General features: G+C 69.5%; 14 protein-coding genes and 1 pseudogene. 10 read left to right on the top strand and 5 right to left on the bottom strand.

The features are described 5' to 3' along the window. Window positions 1-3: 3 nt before the first annotated feature. Window positions 4-1,023: an ABC transporter permease gene (locus tag ACWPN3_RS05070; protein WP_492243747.1), complete on the top strand. Its 1,020-nt coding sequence runs from the start codon at window positions 4-6 to the stop codon at window positions 1,021-1,023. 3 nt (window positions 1,024-1,026) lie between these two features. Continuing rightward, a complete protein-coding gene (locus tag ACWPN3_RS05065; protein WP_492243748.1) occupies window positions 1,027-2,154 on the top strand; it encodes an ABC transporter permease in 1,128 nt (375 codons plus the stop codon). 50 nt (window positions 2,155-2,204) lie between these two features. On the opposite strand, the pseudogene pgmG reads toward ACWPN3_RS05065, so the two are convergent. The 3 genes and pseudogenes from pgmG to galU form a co-directional block, all read right to left on the bottom strand. Beyond that, a pseudogene (gene pgmG, locus ACWPN3_RS05060) lies at window positions 2,205-3,607 on the bottom strand (phosphoglucomutase/phosphomannomutase PgmG). Between the two features lie 39 nt (window positions 3,608-3,646). Next, the gene (locus ACWPN3_RS05055; RefSeq protein WP_098735855.1) at window positions 3,647-4,978 is read right to left on the bottom strand and encodes a UDP-glucose dehydrogenase family protein; all 1,332 of its coding nucleotides are present in this window, start codon (window positions 4,976-4,978) and stop codon (window positions 3,647-3,649) included. Window positions 4,979-5,180: 202 nt separating this feature from the next. Further along, window positions 5,181-6,050 carry a UTP--glucose-1-phosphate uridylyltransferase GalU gene (galU, locus tag ACWPN3_RS05050; RefSeq protein WP_109448739.1) on the bottom strand — a complete coding sequence of 290 codons (870 nt, stop codon included), beginning with the start codon at window positions 6,048-6,050 and terminating at the stop codon, window positions 5,181-5,183. 402 nt (window positions 6,051-6,452) lie between these two features. On the opposite strand from galU, the gene ACWPN3_RS05045 reads away from it, so the two are divergent. From ACWPN3_RS05045 to ACWPN3_RS05030, 4 genes are all read left to right on the top strand, one after another. Beyond that, a complete protein-coding gene (locus ACWPN3_RS05045; RefSeq protein ID WP_492261241.1) occupies window positions 6,453-7,217 on the top strand; it encodes an RluA family pseudouridine synthase in 765 nt (254 codons plus the stop codon). Between the two features lie 93 nt (window positions 7,218-7,310). After that, on the top strand, window positions 7,311-7,583 hold the full coding sequence (locus tag ACWPN3_RS05040) for a GNAT family N-acetyltransferase (protein WP_109448741.1): 273 nt from the start codon (window positions 7,311-7,313) through the stop codon (window positions 7,581-7,583). Window positions 7,584-7,743: 160 nt separating this feature from the next. Next, window positions 7,744-8,751: a sodium-dependent bicarbonate transport family permease gene (locus tag ACWPN3_RS05035; RefSeq protein ID WP_492243750.1), complete on the top strand. Its 1,008-nt coding sequence runs from the start codon at window positions 7,744-7,746 to the stop codon at window positions 8,749-8,751. A gap of 23 nt (window positions 8,752-8,774) precedes the next feature. Then, window positions 8,775-9,713: a LysR substrate-binding domain-containing protein gene (locus ACWPN3_RS05030; RefSeq protein WP_492243751.1), complete on the top strand. Its 939-nt coding sequence runs from the start codon at window positions 8,775-8,777 to the stop codon at window positions 9,711-9,713. Between the two features lie 24 nt (window positions 9,714-9,737). Here ACWPN3_RS05030 and ACWPN3_RS05025 read toward each other — a convergent pair whose 3' ends face one another. Further along, entirely contained in the window at window positions 9,738-10,616 is an 879-nt protein-coding gene (locus tag ACWPN3_RS05025) for a GNAT family N-acetyltransferase (RefSeq protein WP_492243752.1), read from the bottom strand. A 578-nt stretch (window positions 10,617-11,194) separates the two neighbouring features. Here ACWPN3_RS05025 and ACWPN3_RS05020 point away from each other — a divergent pair. Both ACWPN3_RS05020 and ACWPN3_RS05015 read left to right on the top strand, forming a co-directional pair. Further along, the gene (locus tag ACWPN3_RS05020) at window positions 11,195-12,484 is read left to right on the top strand and encodes an O-antigen ligase family protein (RefSeq protein WP_492243753.1); all 1,290 of its coding nucleotides are present in this window, start codon (window positions 11,195-11,197) and stop codon (window positions 12,482-12,484) included. Next, complete coding sequence (locus tag ACWPN3_RS05015; protein WP_109448751.1) at window positions 12,481-13,419, top strand: glycosyltransferase family 9 protein; 939 nt, start codon at window positions 12,481-12,483, stop codon at window positions 13,417-13,419. Before ACWPN3_RS05020 ends, ACWPN3_RS05015 begins: the two co-directional genes overlap by 4 nt. A 13-nt stretch (window positions 13,420-13,432) precedes the next feature. Here the strand turns inward: ACWPN3_RS05015 and ACWPN3_RS05010 are convergent, their stop codons facing one another. After that, window positions 13,433-15,052 carry a hypothetical protein gene (locus ACWPN3_RS05010; protein ID WP_492243754.1) on the bottom strand — a complete coding sequence of 540 codons (1,620 nt, stop codon included), beginning with the start codon at window positions 15,050-15,052 and terminating at the stop codon, window positions 13,433-13,435. Between the two features lie 243 nt (window positions 15,053-15,295). Here ACWPN3_RS05010 and ACWPN3_RS05005 point away from each other — a divergent pair, with 243 nt between their 5' ends. Both ACWPN3_RS05005 and ACWPN3_RS05000 read left to right on the top strand, forming a co-directional pair. After that, window positions 15,296-15,799 carry a DUF2934 domain-containing protein gene (locus ACWPN3_RS05005; protein WP_199237646.1) on the top strand — a complete coding sequence of 168 codons (504 nt, stop codon included), beginning with the start codon at window positions 15,296-15,298 and terminating at the stop codon, window positions 15,797-15,799. A gap of 80 nt (window positions 15,800-15,879) precedes the next feature. Continuing rightward, complete coding sequence (locus ACWPN3_RS05000; protein ID WP_109448755.1) at window positions 15,880-16,224, top strand: four-helix bundle copper-binding protein; 345 nt, start codon at window positions 15,880-15,882, stop codon at window positions 16,222-16,224. The last annotated feature ends 3 nt before the right edge of the window (window positions 16,225-16,227 follow it).

The following is a 16,227-nucleotide window of genomic DNA, read 5'->3' as shown; positions in this document are numbered from 1 at the left end:
CTGATGCTGGTCTTCGGCTTCGGCATCACCATGGATGTCGAGAACCTGACCTTCGCCGTCCTCGACCACGACCGCTCGCCCGAAAGCCGCGCCTACATCGAGCAGTTCGACGGCTCCCGCAGCTTCCGCACCACCCCGCCGGCCGTGGACGCCCGCGACTTGGCACTCCGCCTTCAACGCGGCGAGGCATCGCTGACCATCGAGATCCCCGAAGGCTTCGGCCGCGATCTGCGCCGTGGCCGCATCCCGGAGGTGGCGGTGCGCATCGACGGCGCCATGCCCTTCCGGGCCGAGACCATCCAGGGCTACGTCGCCGGCCTGCACCAGCGCTTCATCCAGGATGCCGCCCTCGCTTCCGGCGTTACCCTGCCCGCCTCCCCCGCGACGCTGGAGATGCGTTACCGGTACAACCAAGCCTTCCGCAGCCTCGACGCCATGGTCCCCAGCACCATCGGCCTGCTGCTGGTCTTCATCCCCGCCATCCTCGCCGCCCTCGGCGTGGTGCGGGAAAAGGAACTGGGCTCGATCACCAACCTCTACGTCACCCCGGTGACCCGGCTGGAATTCCTGCTGGGCAAGCAGCTGCCCTATATCGGGCTGGCCGCCTTCAACCTGCTGCTGATGGTGGTCATGGCCATCACCCTGTTCGGCGTGCCGGTGAAGGGCAGCCTGACCGGGCTGTTGCTCGGCGGGCTGGTCTATGTGGTGGCGACGACAGCCTTGGGGCTGCTGATCTCCGTCTTCACCGCGACCCAGACGGCGGCGGTGTTCGGCACCGCCATCGTCACCATGCTGCCGGCCACCCAATTCTCCGGCATGCTGCAACCGGTCGCGACGCTGGAAGGCGGGGCGTGGCTGTTCGGCACGCTGTTCCCGACCACCCATTTCCTGAAAATTTCCGTCGGCGCCTTCACCAAGGGCCTCGCCCTGCCCGAGCTTCTCCCCTTCATCCTGGCGACCGCCGCCTTCATCCCGGTCTTCCTGGCGCTCGGCGTCGTCTTCCTGCCGAAACAGGAGCGCTGAGCCATGCGGCACTTCCTCCGCAACAGCCTGACACTGGCGCGCAAGGAGTGGATCAGTCTCCTGCGCGACGTCTTCATGCTGGGCTTCGTCGTCTATTCCTTCACTTTCTCCGTCTACAGCCAAGCGACCGGCATCTCGCACGAGCTGCGCAACGCCGCCATCGCCATCGTCGACGAGGACCGCTCGACCCTGTCGCAGCGTCTGGCCTCCAGCTTCCATGGGCCGGAGTTCCAGACCCCGGCGACGATCGGCCATGCCGACATCGACCCGGCGATGGATTCCGCCCGCTACACCTTCGTCCTCGACATCCCGCCCGATTTCCAGGCCGACGTGCTGGCCGGCCGCAGCCCGGCGATCCAGCTGCTGATCGACGCCACCGCGATGATGCAGGCCGGCATCGGCGCCGGCACCATCCAGGGCATCGTCGACGACGAGGTCGGCCGCTTCGTCCGCCACGAAGCGGACGGCAGCGCCGCCCCGGTCAGCCTGCAGGTCCGCGTCGCCTACAACGAGGCGCTGGATACGAAATGGTTCACCGGCACCATGTCGGTGGTCAGCAACGTCACCATGCTGGCGGTGCTGCTGGCCGGCGCCGCCCTGATCCGCGAGCGCGAACACGGCACGCTGGAGCATCTGCTGGTGATGCCGGTCCGCCCGGCCGAGATCATGGCCGCCAAGGTGCTGGCCAACGGTGCGGTGATCCTGGGTCTGACGCTGGTGGCGCTCTATGCCGTGCTGCGCGGCCTCTTGTCGGTGCCGCTGGCCGGATCGGTCCCGCTGTTTTTGGCCGGGACGGCGCTCTATTTGTTCTTCGCGACCGCGCTCGGCATCTTTCTCGGCACGGTGGCGCGCTCGATGCCGCAGCTGGGGCTGCTGTTCATCCTGATCGTGCTGCCGATGAACATGCTGTCCGGCGGCTTCACCCCGCTGGAAAGCGAGCCGGAATGGCTGCAACTGGCGATGCAGCTGTCACCCTCGACCCATTTCGTCGCCTTCGCCCAGGCGATCCTGTTCCGCGGCGCGGGCTTCGACGTGGTGTGGCCGCGCTTCGCCGCGACGGCCGGGATCGGTGCCCTGTTCTTCGCCTGGAGTTTGGCCCGGTTCCGGCGGCATCTGGCGAGTTTCAGATAAAACGAAGAAAGGCGCCGTCAGCCGACGGCGCCTTTCCCCAACCGCTCGGATCAGTGCGACCCGCCGCCCTCGAAGGACGGTGCCGCCAGCCCCGAAGCCACCAGCTGCTCGATCAGCGCGCCCTTCAGCCGCTCCAGCCCTTCCGTGCTGTAGGAACTCGGCACGCGCCACCAGCACGTCCTGGGTGTTGGACGCGCGCAGCAGCCACCAGCCGTCGTCGGTCGTCACACGGACGCCGTCGATGTCGTTGACCTTGGCGCCCGACGCCTTGACGCGGCCCTTGACCTCCTCGACCACGGCGAACTTGCGTTCCTCGTCGATCTGGAAGCGGGTCTCCGGCGTGTTGACCATGTCCGGCAGCCCGTCGCGCAGGGCCGCCAGCGTGGTGTCCAGCTTGCTGACCAGCCCGGCCAGACGTACGCCGCAATAGAGCGCGTCGTCGAAGCCGTACCACTTGTCGGCGAAGAAGATGTGGCCCGACATCTCGCCGGCCAGCGGCGAGCCGGTCTCCGCCATCTTGGCCTTCAGCAGCGAGTGGCCGGTCTTCCACATCAGCGGGTTGCCGCCATGCTTGGCGATCTCGTCGAACAGGGCCTGGCTGGCCTTGACGTCGGCGATGATGGTGGCGCCCGGATGGCTCTTCAGCACGTCGGCGGCATAGAGTGCCACCAGCTGGTCGCCCCACACCACGCGGCCCTTGTGGTCGATGGCGCCGATGCGGTCGCCGTCGCCGTCGAAGCCGATGCCGATGTCGCAGCCATGCTCCGCCACCGCCTTCTTCAGGTCGACCAGATTGGCCTCGACCGTCGGGTCCGGGTGGTGGTTGGGGAAGTTGCCGTCGATGTCGTCGAACAGCAGGACATGCGTGCCCGGCAGCTTGGCGGTCAGGCGGCGCAGGATCTCGCCCGACGCGCCGTTGCCGGCGTCCCAGGCGATCTTCAGGTCGCGCGTGCCGTCATAGTCCTTCAGCAGGCGGGCGACATACTCGTCCTGGACGTCGATCTTCTCAGACGAGCCCTGGCCCTGCTCCCAGTCGGCCTTGGCCGCCATGGTGCCGAGTTCCAGGATTCTGCTGGCCATAGACCGGACCCTTGCCCAGCATCATCTTGATGCCGTTGTAGTCCGGCGGGTTGTGCGAGCCGGTGATCATGATGCCGGCCGCCGCCTCGCGGTCGCGGGTGGCGAAATACAGCATCGGCGTGGGGCCGAGCCCGATGCGCAGGACATGCAGGCCGGTGGAAACCAGCCCCTCGACCAGCGCCTCCTCCAGTTCCGGCGAGGACAGACGGCCGTCATAGCCGACGCAGACCGTCTTGCCGCCCTTGCGCACCACCACGGTGCCGAAGGAGCGGCCGACCGCGCGGGCGTCCGCCGGGGTCAGCGTCTTGCCGACGATGCCGCGGATGTCGTACTCGCGCAGCACCGTGGGGTGGAAGGTATGGGCTTCGCTCATCGTCTCGTTAGTCCTCTGTTGGACGCCGTCTTTGGACCGTCAGCCACGGTCCATCCCGCCGGCCGGCGACGGCCGGCCGATGGAGGTATAGGTGAAGCCGGCCTTCGCCATGTCCTCGGGGTTGTAGATGTTGCGCAGGTCGATCATCACCGGCCGCTTCAGCATCGACTTGACCCGACGCAGGTCGAGCGCACGGAATTCGTTCCACTCCGTGAGAATAGCGACGCAATCGGCCCCTTCCAAGGTGCCGTACGCGTCCTTCGCCCATTCCACGCCGGGAAGCAGCTTTTCGGCCTCGTGCATCGCCGCCGGATCGAAGGCGCGCACATGGGCCCCCGCCGCCTGGAGCGCCGGGACGATGTCGAGCGACGGGCTGTCGCGCATGTCGTCGGTGTTCGGCTTGAAGGCGACACCCAGCACCGCGACGGTCTTGCCGTCCACCGACCCGCCGCAGGCGGCGATGATGCGCTCGGCCATCTGCTTCTTGCGCTTGTCGTTGATGTCGACGACCGTCTCGATGATGCGCAGCGGGCTGCCGACCTGCTGGGCGGTGCGCACCAGCGCCAGCGTGTCCTTCGGGAAGCACGACCCGCCGTAACCCGGACCGGGGTGCAGGAACTTCTTGCCGATGCGGCCGTCCAGCCCGATGCCGCGCGCCACGTCATGGACGTTGGCGCCGACCTTCTCGCAGAGATCGGCGATCTCGTTGATGAAGGTGATCTTGGCGGCCAGGAAGGTGTTGGCGGCGTATTTGGTCAGCTCCGCCGTCTCCAGCGAGGTCACCACGATCGGCGTCTCGATCAGGTAGAGCGGCCGGTAGAGCCGGCGCATCACCTCGCCCGCACGGTCCGAGGTGGCGCCGATGACGACGCGGTCCGGCCGCATGAAGTCGCCGATGGCCGAGCCTTCGCGCAGGAATTCCGGGTTGGAGGCGACGTCGAACTCGGCCTCGGGGCGGACGCGGCGGATGATCGCCTCGACCTCGCGGCCGGTGCCGACCGGGACCGTCGATTTCGTCACCACCACCGTGTAGTGGTCGAGATGCTGGGCGATCTCCTCGGCGGCGCCATAGACGTAGGACAGGTCGGCGTGGCCGTCGCCGCGGCGCGACGGGGTGCCGACCGCGATGAACACGGCGTCGACGCCCTGCATCGCCTCCTTCAAATCCAGGGTGAAGGACAGGCGGCCGGCGGCGACGTTGCGGGCGACGAGGTCGTCCAGGCCGGGCTCGTAGATCGGAATCTCGCCGTTCTTCAGCCGCTCGATCTTGCCGGCGTCCTTGTCGACGCAGGTGACGTGCACGCCGAATTCGGAAAAGCAGGCGCCGGAGACCAGGCCGACATAGCCCGTGCCGATCATCGCAATGCGCATCGCGTCCCCCTCATGTCCTTGAAAAAAGGAAAACCTGTATGTTTCGGGATGCCCTGGCGGATCTCCGCCGCGAGGCGTTCCTCACGGCCGGCCTTTTCGTTTCCGGCCGGCTCTTCTTGAAATGCAGTCCAAACGCATGCGCCCGCCCCCGTCCGGATCAGGGGACGGGGGCGGGCACCGCGTCAGGCGTGCTGCCCGTCGGTCAGCAATATTTACGCAGCATGGCACGCACCTTGTCGGCCATGTCCGGCCGGTTCAGCGCGTGGGCGAGCGTCGCCTCGATGAAGCCGACCTTGTCGCCGCAGTCGTAGCGGGTGCCTTCGAAGCGCAGGCCGTGGAACGGCTGGTTGCCGATCAGGTTGGCCATGGCGTCGGTCAGCTGGATTTCGTTGCCGGCGCCGCGCTGCTGCTTTTCCAGATGGTCGAAGATTTCCGGCTGCAGGATGTAGCGGCCGATGATCGACAGGGTCGACGGCGCGTCTTCCGGCTTCGGCTTCTCGACGAGGCCGCGGACGGTGGCCAGACGGCCGTCGTCCTTCTCGACGTCGAGGATGCCGTAGCTGCTGGTCTTTTCGCGCGGAACGTCGACGACGGCAACGACGTTGCCGCCGACCTCCTCGTACGCCTCGACCATCTGCTTCAGGCAGGGGGTCTTGCCCTGGACGAAGTCGTCGGGCAGCACGATGGCGAACGGGTCGTTGCCGATCAGGGCGCGGGCGCACCAGACGGCATGGCCGAGGCCCAGCGGAACCTGCTGGCGGGTGTAGAAGCAGCGGCCGGGCGCGATCTCGCTGTGGCGAACCTCTTCCAGCGCGTCGATCTTGCCGCGCTCTTCAAGCGTGCGGTTCAGTTCGGTGTCGGCATCGAAATGGTCTTCGATGGCACGCTTGGAGCGGCCGGTGACGAAAACGAAATCCTCGATGCCGGCGGCGCGCGCCTCTTCGACGGCGTGCTGCAGCAGGGGGCGGTCGACCAGCGGCAGCATCTCTTTCGGGATGGCCTTGGTGGCCGGCAGGAAGCGCGTGCCGAGACCGGCGACCGGGAACACCACCTTGCGCACGGGTTTCCGCATTGGACGTCTCTTGTGGTTGAGGCGAAGTCAAATCCATGGTTCCACGGCTGGACCCGACCGCAAGCGAAGCCTGCGGAAGCACGACCGTGGTTCCGGCTTTCTGCCACGCCTTCCGTCACTGCGCAACAAACCTTCCGAGACCGGGCAAAAGGCTAGTCCTAGAGGCCGAAATCAAATGAAAACCGGCTGAAACTCCTCAATCAAGCCGATCTTTATCCGTTACGTCCAGGCCGGCACCAAACCTTTCTCATAGGCTGGACCGCTTGAAAAAGCGACGGATTCCACCGGCGCGACACCGTGCCGCTGCCAGTACGGCGTCATGGCTTTACAAACGAACTTTCCGTATGACGTTTTGTTGCGAATACTTGCACGAAGGGGGCGTCCGCCCTCATGGTGCCGGCCATGATCCCCAACTCGCTTACCCCCACTCCCCCGACTCAGGACGAGCCCGCTCCCGGCTCGCTCACCGCGGACCAGCTGCGCGCCCGTGTGCTGCACCGGGACGAGCTGTGCTTCGTGATCGACAAGCCGGCCGGTCTGGCCGTCCACAAGGCCGGGCGCATCACCGACCATCTGGAACTCTACCTGCCCCATCTGGCGGAGCCGGACGGGGAAGCGCCGAAGCTCGCCCACCGGCTCGACCGCGACACCGCCGGCTGCCTGATCCTGGGCCGCACGCCCTGGGCGCTGAAGCGCCTGGGCCAGATGTTCGCCGCCGGCCATGTCGGGAAGACCTATTGGGCAGTGGCCGAGGGCATCCCGGAGGCCGGGACCGGCGTGATCGACCTGCCGCTGCTGAAACGGATCGAACCCAAGTCCGCCGCAGGGTTCGGCCGCTCCTCCTGGACGATCCTGCCCGACCCGGCCGGCCAGCCGGCGGTCACCGACTACCGGGTTCTCGGCACCGGCAACGGCCGCTCCTGGCTGGAGCTTCGCCCGCGCACCGGCCGCACCCACCAGATCCGCGTCCATTGCGCCGCCATCGGCTGCCCGCTGGTGGGCGAGCCCTTCTACGGTCCCGAGCGCCGGCCGTCCGGCAATCTGCATCTGCTGGCCCGCTCCGTCGCCTTCCGCATGGCCTTCGAGTACGCCCCCGTCAGCGCCGTCGCCCCGGCGCCGGAGCATATGCGGGACGCGCTGTCCGCCTGCGGCTGGCACGGCGAGTAAGACGCCGCCGCGAAAAAGCAGGAGCTTCCGGCGTCTTCGCCGCCTCCCATCTGTTGAAGGGAGCAGGCCCCCACAACCGATGGAGAGCAAGGCATGGGACAGGCGGTCACGGACAACCGCGCGATGAACCGGTTTGAACTGGCGGTCGGCACCCAGACGGTGTTCGCCAACTACCGCCGCAACGGCCAGACCCTGGTGATTTCCTATGTCGAGGCCCCGCCCTCGCTGCGCGGCACCGGGGCCGCCGGCCGCCTGATGGAAGGGGTGGTGGCGACCGCCCGCACCGAGGGGCTGAAGATCGTCCCGCTGTGCAGCTACGCCGCCCTGTGGATGCGGCGCAACCGGCAGGACGATCTGCTGGCCTGAGGCCCGCCGCCCTCCATTGAAGAAATCAATGGAAGCGCTGAAAACTATCAATTTCCCATGAGAACCATACCCCGTTAGCGTCCGTCCCATGGTTTTCCGCCACGGATTTCCACACTGCGGCAAGACCCGTGCAGACGATCGAAACGAGGGAAGATCCATCATGGACACGCTGCTGTCGGCACCGATTCTGTTCTTCGGCCTCGGTGCCGTCATCGCGCTTACCGGGGCGCGCATTCCGTTCCCGGAGGGCTTCGGCAAGGCGCTCGCCGCCTATCTGCTGGTCGCCATCGGCCTCAAGGGCGGCGTGGCGCTGGCGGGCGCCGATGTCGGCGCGGTGCTGCCGCTGCTGCTGACCGCCGGCCTGCTCAGCCTGCTGATGCCGGTCCTCGGCTTCGGGCTGCTGCGCTCGGCGGTCGGTCTGGATCAGGTCAATGCGGCCGCCATCGCCGCCCATTACGGCTCGGTCAGCCTCGTCACCTTCGTCACCGCCACCAAGCTGCTGGAAAGCCAGGGCGTCACCTTCGGCGGCCACATGGTCGCGGCACTGGCGATCATGGAGGGCCCGGCCATCGTCAGCGGCCTGCTGCTGGCGGGCGCCGCCGGCATGGTGTCCGGCGTGGCGGCGGGCGGCGGCGGCAGCCTGTCGGTGCCGCTCGGCGGCGGCCCGGTCCAGGGTGGCTCGATCAAGGGCGCCATCCGCGAGGCCGCCTTCAACGGCTCGGTCCTGCTGCTGGCCGGGTCGCTGCTGGTCGGGCTGGTGATCGGCAAGCCCGGCCTGCAAAGCCTGCACGGCCTGTTCATCGCGCCGTGGGACGGCGTGCTCTGCCTGTTCCTGCTGGAGATGGGCTATCTCGCCACCTCCCGGCTGCGGGAAGCGGTGTCGCTCAGCCCGCGGCTGATCGCCTTCGGCATCGTCATGCCGCTGGCCGGCGCCGGCATCGGCCTTGCCGCCGCCGCGTCCCTGGGGCTCGGTCTCGGCGACGCCGCCCTGCTGGTGACGCTGTGCGCCAGCGCCTCCTACATCGCGGTGCCGGCGGCGCTGCGCCATGCCCTGCCGGCGGCGGAGCCCGGCCTGTCGCTTCCGCTGTCGCTGGGCATCACATTTCCTTTCAACATCCTCGTCGGTATTCCACTCTACCTCGCAGTGAGCCGGGCGGTGCTGACCTGACCGGCCGAGCCGGAACCACCGCCATGCCGCCCTCCACGTTGCCCTCCCCTCCGCCTGCCATGCCCGCTCCGCTGCCGCCCTTCGACCTCGACCTGCTGCGCAGCTTCGTGACCATCGTGGACAGCGGCGGCTTCACCCGGGCGGCGGAGCGGCTGGGCCGCACCCAGTCCACCATCAGCCTGCAGATCAAGCGGCTGGAGGACGGGCTGGGCAAGCGGCTGTTCCTGCGCGAGGGCCGCGGCCTGGACCTGACCCCCGACGGCGAAATCCTGCTGACCTACGCCCGCCGCCTGCTGGGCATGGCGGGCGAGGCCTGCGCCCTGCTGATGGAACCGGAGGTCGGCGGCGTGGTGCGGCTCGGCACACCGGAGGATTTCGCCACCGCCCATCTGCCCGACGTGCTGTGGCGCTTCTCCCGCGCCCATCCCCAGGTGGCGCTGGAGGTGCAGTGCGACTTCACCGTCAACCTGCTCGACCGTTTCGCCCGCGGCGAATACGACCTCGTGCTGTGCAAGCGGGAGCCGCAGGGTCCGGCCGGCGGCGTCCGGGTCTGGCGCGAGCCGCTGTTCTGGGTGGCGTCGGACCGGCTGATCCTCGACGCGGGCGCCCCGGTCCCGCTGGTCCTGGCCCCGGCGCCGGACATCCACCGCAAGCGCGCCATCGACGCGCTGGACGCCCACGGCCGCCCCTGGCGCATGGCCTACACCAGCCCCAGCCTCGCCGGCATCAAGGCCGCGGTGACCGCCGGGCTGGGCGTCACCATCCTGCCGAAGGACATGCTGGCCCCCGGCTTCCACATCGTGAACGCCGAACACGGCCTGCCCGACCTGCCCGACATCGAAACCGCCCTCTACCGCCAGCCCGGCCCGCTGCCCAAGGCGGTGGACCTGCTGGCCGAGCACATCGTCCGCTCGCTGGAGAGGACGGCCGAAAGGACGGCGGACAGAACGGCGGCGGGGTGAGGGGCTCCGCCGCCCACAAGGGAATCACCCCAACTCGAAGCTCGTGATTCCGAACACCCGCCCCAGCCCGGTCGCTGGAGCCGGCCCAAGATACATCCGCGCCGTCTCGAACTGCGGCGACAGCCCCAATTCCTCCGCCAGCCGCACCCCTGCCGCGTTCGGTTCCGGCACGTCGAGGAACACCGGGCCGACCCTGCTCCCGGCCCCGGCCGCCCGACCCAGCGCCAGCAGCAGATCCCGCGCGATCCTCGCGTCCGCGGCATAGAGCGGGCCGATCTTCCAGCCGTCATGGCAGGGCCGGATCACCCCGAAGCCCGTCACATCGCCGTCCCCCACCGCCGCCAGCGCCGTCGCACCGGGAAGGGCAACCCAGTTGGCGAGGAAGCCGGGGCGGGGCGCCGGGAACAGCGCGGCATCCAACGCCGTCAACCGGTCGAAGGGCACCGTCCGGGCGTCCACCAGCCTCGTCCCGCCGCCCCCATCCCCCGGCAGAACGCCGCCGAAACGGATGTTGCGGTGGGACAGGGCGAAGCCGGATTTGCGGTAATTGTCCTGTTGGGCGACGACGCCGTCGAGCCCGACGGTGCAGCCCTCCAGATGGCGCAGCCCCGCCTGCCACAGCGTCCAGCCATAGCCGCGCCCGCGCGCCTCCGGCCGCACGATATAGAAGCCGAGGAAGCCGAAATTCCCCGGATAGCGGACCACCGACAGCGAAGCGACCGGCTGGCCGTCCAGCAGCCCGACCAGGAAGCCGGCCGGATCGACGGCATGGAAGGCGCCGGCATCGTGCAGGCCGGGGTTCCACCCTTCCAGCCGCGCCCAGTCGACCGCCAGATCCAGGTCGGCCCGGCTCATTACACGGACCCGATAGCCGTCGGTCCCCTGCGCCCCGCTGCGTTCCATCTCCGCCCCCTTCGCCCCTATGGAACAGAGCGTAACGCAATCCACGGCGTGCTGGGAGCCACCCAGCGACACGACCAAGATCCCCTCTCCCCCGGGGAGAGGGGGCAACCCCGATTTTCATCCACCCTTTCCCCAAGCCGCGACAACCATGATAGGACTATCATCCTTGCTACTGCCGGCCAGGAGCCGCCATGCCGCGCCGGACGCCGTTCACCCGATCTGCGTTTCCCGCCAATGCCTTCACCCTTGGTGAGACAGTGGAACACACCCGGATTTCTGTTCCACGCTGTTTCAAACCGTCAGCCCGCCCCGCGTCCCCCGGTACTGCCCCCGCTCCGCATGAAAGAGGTGAACACGATCCGAATTCCTGTTCCACGCTGTTTCAAACCGTCAGCCCGGCCGCACCCTCCGGCACCGCCCCGACGGCGGATGAAACAATGGAACAGCCCCCGGATCCCTGTTCCACGCCGTTACACGCCTCCCATAGGGCGCCCGGCCGCCACCGACCGCGCGCCGTTGCTTTCGGGGCGGGAGTGCGGTTAAGTCGCCGCCGGTTTCCGCTGATCCGCGTCAAGGTCATGCCCGTCAAGTCCCTGGACGCCACCGCGTCGCGCCCCGCTCCCCCAGTTCCCCGCCCGTCTCCCGCCGGCCGCGGGGTCGATGCCGTGCTGCACGGTGTGGCCGGGGCCGCCGCCCTGGTGCTGGGGCCGCTGGCAGCACTCGCCCCGCGCGGGCTGCCGGTCTGGGCCATCCTCGTGCTGGTGCTGTCGCTCGCCGGTTTGGCCCGGCGCGGGGCCTTCGGGCGCATCCTGCGCCTCACGCCGCCGGTCGCCGCCGTCGGCGCCTTCCTTCTCCTGGCCCTGGCCTCCACCCTGTGGAGCCCGTCGGACCGCGCGCTCGCGACGGTGCTGGAGATCGGCTACATCGCGCTCGGTGCGCTGGCCGGCGGCGCCTGGATCGCCGGGCTGCCGGCGGCCGACGCGCGGCGGCTGGCCGGGCTGTTCCTGGCCGGCGGGCTGGCCGGCGGGCTGCTGTTCGCGGTGGAGGCGGCGCTGGACTTCCCGCTGAACCGCTGGTGGAACAGCGTGCCCGACGACCAGCTGCCCAACCTGCTGAACGGCAATGTGCCGAAGCGGACGGCGGCGCTGCTCTGCCTGCTGGTCTGGCCCGCCGCCCTGGCGGTGGACCGCTTCGGGCGCAAGGCGCTGGCCCTGCTGGTGCCGGTCGGCTATGCGCTGGCCTGCCTGCCGCTGACCAGCCGGTCGGCCATGCTGGGCATCGCCGCCGGGCTGGTCACGCTCGCCGCCGCCCGCGCCTCCGCCAAATGGACCCGCCGGCTGTTCAGCACCGCGGTCACTGCCGCCTTCCTGCTGGTGCTGCCCGCCGCCCTGCTGTTCTCCGGCCCGCTCGACCTCGACCATTCCGGCCTGCTGTTCCGCTCCGCCCAGCACCGGGTGGAGATCTGGGGCCATGCGGCGGAGCGCGCGCTGCGCACGCCGGTGTTCGGCCAGGGCATCGACGCCTCGCGCTCCCTGCCGCCGGAAGGGGCGGTGTCGGAATTCTCGCCGATCGGCGACAGCCTGCTGCCGCTGCATCCCCACAACGCCTTCCTCCAGCTCTGGCTGGAGACCGGGGCGGTCGGGGCGGCGCTGGCGCTGGCGGCGATGCTGCTGCTGCTGGCCGCCACCGCCCGGCTGGAGCGCCGCGACCAGCCCTTCGCGCTGGCGCTGTTCGCCACGGCGATGGCGATGGGCAGCACCGCCTACGGCATCTGGCAACCCTGGTGGATGGCAGGCTTCCTGTCCGCGGCGCTGATGCTGCGGCTGGCGACCCGCATCGGGGCCCCTATCGGGAACAAGACACGATGAGCAAGCGCCCGCTCCGCATCCTGGTCATCAAGCTGGGCGCCTTCGGCGACTTCTTCCTGGCCCAGACCGCCTTCGCCGCCATCCGCCGCCACCATGCCGGCGACCGGCTGACCCTGCTGACCCTGCCCTCGCTCGCCCCGCTCGCCCGGATGAGCGGGCTGTTCGACGAGGTGCTGGAGGACCCGCGCGACCGTTCGCTGTCGGCCTATCTGGCGATCCGCCGGGCCTTGCGCGCCCAGCGCTTCGACCGCGTCTACGATCTCCAGGCGCAGACGCGCACCGACCTCTATCACCGGCTGCTGTTCCCCGGCCCCTGGCCGGAATGGTCGGGCACCGCCCGCGGCGCCTCGCATCCCGACCGCTACGAAGGCCGGCGCAAGGTGCCGGTGCGCGACCGCTATGTCCGCCAGCTCGCTCCCTTCGGCATCGTCCCGGACGAGACGCCGGACCTGTCCTGGCTCGATGCCGACATCGCCAAGTTCGGTCTGCCGGAGCGCTTCGCCCTGCTGGTCCCCGGCTCCTCCCCCGGACGGCCGGACAAGCGCTGGCCGGCCCGCCGCTATGCCGAGGTGGCGGCGGCGCTGGCCGAGCGCGGCATCGTGCCGGCGGTGATCGGCACCGGCATCGAGCGCGACCTCGCCCGCGTGATCGCCGAGACCTGCCCGCAGGCGGTCGACCTCACCGACCGCACCAGCGTGCCGGAGCTGGGCGGGCTGGCGCGCCGGGCCTGGGGGGCGGTCGGCAACGACACCGGCCCGACCCACCTGATCGCCGCCGTCGGCTGCCCCACCGTCGTGGTGTTCTCCGACGCCTCCAACCCGATCCACAGCACCGGCCCGCGCGTGCTGATCCACCACCGTCCCGACTTCAACGACATCGACAGCGCCGGCGTGGTCGAGGCACTCGACCGCGCGCGGACCCTGGGAGGTTCCTAACGGCAGAAGGGACTTAATGACAGAAGGGAAACGGCGCCACCTTGGGCATGTAGACCGGGATCCACTCGCAATGGGTCGCCGGGTTCGGCAGCTTGCGGGTTTCGATGACCGGCCAGGCATGGGCCGCGACCACCACCAGCGCCACGCCCGCCAGGATCCAGCGCCGCGGCCTCGCCCGCTCCAGCAACCCCGGCATCCGCGCCAGCACCCAGGCGGCGGACAGGATCGCCAGCGGGTCGGTGTAGGCGGCATAGGCGCGCTGGAAGCCGCGCAGCGAGAACAGCGACTCCAGCCCCCAGGCGACCAGCAGCAGGAACAGCGCCTGCACCGCCGCCAGCCGCTCTCCCCGCCGCCACAGCACCACCGCACCGGCCAGCGCGAACCACTCGACGACGATGGTCTGCGGGATGTTGTCGGGGTGCAGGACGATGGTGCGGATCGCCAGCGTCCGGCCGATGCCGGCCAGCAGCAGCCCGAGCGTCCCCTGCCCGACCACATTCCCCTGGCCCTGAAGCTCCGCCCCGTGCCGCCAGGAGGAGAAGACGAACATATGCTCGACGAAGTTCGCCACGGCGATGGCGTTCTGCTCGTTCCAGCGGATGTCGAGCGCCAGCAGCCCGGCCGCCAGCCCCAGCAGCACCGCCGCCGCCCCGGCCACCACGCGGGCCACCGGCACCCGGTGGACCGCCGCATGGACCAGGATGCCGACCAGCACCCAGCCGGCGACGATGCTCTGATAGCCGCCGCCCGACAGCCCGCCGCCAACGGGAGTATACGGATAGACCGCCCGCCCCCAGCCGGCCAGCCCGGCCTGGATCAGCCCGAAGGCCGGCACCGCCGCGGCCACCGCCATCAGCCCGACCAGCGCGGCAACGCCCCAGCCCTTTTCCGGCACGGCCTCCGCCGGCCGCCCGAACAGGATCGCCGCCACCGGCAGCCCCATCGCCAGGAAGACCGCCTGCACCTTGGTCACCATGGCCAGCCCGACCAGCAACCCGCCCAGCGCCAGTTGCAGCAGCGATGCGCCGCCGCACGGCTTGCCGTCCGCCGGCCGCACCGCCCGCAGGACCAGCAGCAGCCCCAGCACGACGAAACCGGCCGACAGCAGGTCGGTGCGCATCTGCCGCCCCTGCGCCGTCAGCCCGACGCCGAAGGCCAGCAGGATGCCGGCCAGCAGCGCCACCCGCCGGTCCTCCACCAGCCCGCGCAGCAGCGTGGCATAGCTGACGGCGAAGGCGGCGGTCAGCAGGATCGACAGCGCCCGCCCGGCCTGGACCAGCGACTGCCAAACGGCTTCGGTCGCCGCGACGTCGCTGCCCGGCGGCAGGGCCGACAGGCTGGCGACCGGCAGCAGCCCAACCGCATGCAGCAGCCGGTACCAGACGTCGATCACCAGGAAATAGCCGTAGCCGGGATGGTCGAAATACTCCTGCGAGAGCCCGTCGCCGAACAGCAGCCCGTGATAGGCCAGCACCAGATCCTGATCGGAATGCACCCAATAGGGCAGACGGAACCCGACCAGCAGGACCGACAGCGCCATCGCCGCCGCCAGCCCGGCGCACAGCAGCCACCAAGGCGCCGCCGCGACGCGGTCGAGCAGGGAGGGACGGGCGGCGGAGGGTGCAGGCATCATGATTGGCACGGCTCACGGTTCAGGTCGGCCGCCTTGTGGCACGGAACAGGCCGGTTGGGAACCATCTCCCGTTTCCCCTGGGAACCAGACGCTTGCTCCGGTGTTGCCCTCATGGAACGGCGGAGTCGGGAGTCTCCGCCTCTTTCGTGGTGCCTCGCACGAGTGGCTTTGCAACGTTGGCGGGTCGCTGCCACAAAATACGGTATGGCAGACCCGCCGGGCAGACGATTGCCGGACAGACACATGGGGAACTCGATGGCCGATACCGACGATATCCAGGAGCGTATCCGACGCCGTGCCCACGAGTTGTGGGAGAGCGAGGGCCGTCCGCACGGCCGCGACTCCGACCATTGGACCCAGGCCGAGGCGGAGGTTCGCGGCGCCGGTGCGCTGGAGCCGACCGGCAAGGTCGCCGGCTCGCGCAAGAAGCCTTCCAGCTCCAAGGCCGCCGGCAAGAGCACCCGTGCCGCCGCCGAATCCCTGTCGGAAGTCGCGAGCGCCCCGGCGGAGAGCGCCAAATCCGAAGCGGCCAAGCCGGCGAAGGCCAAGCCGGCCGCTGCCTCCAAAGCGACTGCCTCGAAGCCGAAGGCCGATGCCGCTCCGGCCGAGCAGGCCGCCTCCGTCAAGGCTCCGGCAAAAACCACCGCCAAGGCGGCGCCCACCAAGTCCACAACCGCAAAGACTCCGGCTGCAAAGCCCCCGCGCAGCTCGAAGAAGGACGGCGGCAAGAGCGCCACCGCCGGCTGATCCAGCCTCCCTTGCCGGAACCCAGCGGCCCCGGAGCCGGTTGTCAGGTAATCCCTGCACTCTTCTCCGGAGGAACCGTCATGGCCGGCACGCCGTCGATGGACGACTGCATCCGCAACTGCACCGATTGCCACACGGTCTGCCTGGAAACCGTATCGCACTGCCTGACCAAGGGCGGTGCGCATGCGGAGGCCGGGCATGTCCGCCTGCTGCTGGACTGCGTCGACATCTGCCGCACCAGCGCGGATTTCATGATCCGCGGCTCCCGCTTCCACCATCTAACCTGCGGCGCCTGCGCCGAGATCTGTGCGGCCTGCGCCGACCAGTGCGACCGCATGGCCGACGACGCCATGATGAAGCGCTGCGCCGAGATGTGCCGCCGCTGCGCCGAAAGCTGCCGGGCGATGTCGAGCATGGCCGCCTGACCG

Source organism: Azospirillum sp. UENF 111221 (assembly GCF_058780625.1).
This window is presented reverse-complemented; position numbering and strand designations above follow the sequence as displayed.

Coding starts and splice junctions, on each gene's coding strand:
- ACWPN3_RS05070 (WP_492243747.1), top strand. CDS start 4: ATGCTGGTCTTCGGCTTCGGCATCACCATGGATGTCGAGAACCTGACC.
- ACWPN3_RS05065 (WP_492243748.1), top strand. CDS start 1,027: ATGCGGCACTTCCTCCGCAACAGCCTGACACTGGCGCGCAAGGAGTGG.
- ACWPN3_RS05055 (WP_098735855.1), bottom strand. CDS start 4,978: ATGCGCATTGCGATGATCGGCACGGGCTATGTCGGCCTGGTCTCCGGC.
- galU (WP_109448739.1), bottom strand. CDS start 6,050: ATGCGGAAACCCGTGCGCAAGGTGGTGTTCCCGGTCGCCGGTCTCGGC.
- ACWPN3_RS05045 (WP_492261241.1), top strand. CDS start 6,453: ATGATCCCCAACTCGCTTACCCCCACTCCCCCGACTCAGGACGAGCCC.
- ACWPN3_RS05040 (WP_109448741.1), top strand. CDS start 7,311: ATGGGACAGGCGGTCACGGACAACCGCGCGATGAACCGGTTTGAACTG.
- ACWPN3_RS05035 (WP_492243750.1), top strand. CDS start 7,744: ATGGACACGCTGCTGTCGGCACCGATTCTGTTCTTCGGCCTCGGTGCC.
- ACWPN3_RS05030 (WP_492243751.1), top strand. CDS start 8,775: ATGCCGCCCTCCACGTTGCCCTCCCCTCCGCCTGCCATGCCCGCTCCG.
- ACWPN3_RS05025 (WP_492243752.1), bottom strand. CDS start 10,616: ATGGAACGCAGCGGGGCGCAGGGGACCGACGGCTATCGGGTCCGTGTA.
- ACWPN3_RS05020 (WP_492243753.1), top strand. CDS start 11,195: ATGCCCGTCAAGTCCCTGGACGCCACCGCGTCGCGCCCCGCTCCCCCA.
- ACWPN3_RS05015 (WP_109448751.1), top strand. CDS start 12,481: ATGAGCAAGCGCCCGCTCCGCATCCTGGTCATCAAGCTGGGCGCCTTC.
- ACWPN3_RS05010 (WP_492243754.1), bottom strand. CDS start 15,052: ATGATGCCTGCACCCTCCGCCGCCCGTCCCTCCCTGCTCGACCGCGTC.
- ACWPN3_RS05005 (WP_199237646.1), top strand. CDS start 15,296: ATGGGGAACTCGATGGCCGATACCGACGATATCCAGGAGCGTATCCGA.
- ACWPN3_RS05000 (WP_109448755.1), top strand. CDS start 15,880: ATGGCCGGCACGCCGTCGATGGACGACTGCATCCGCAACTGCACCGAT.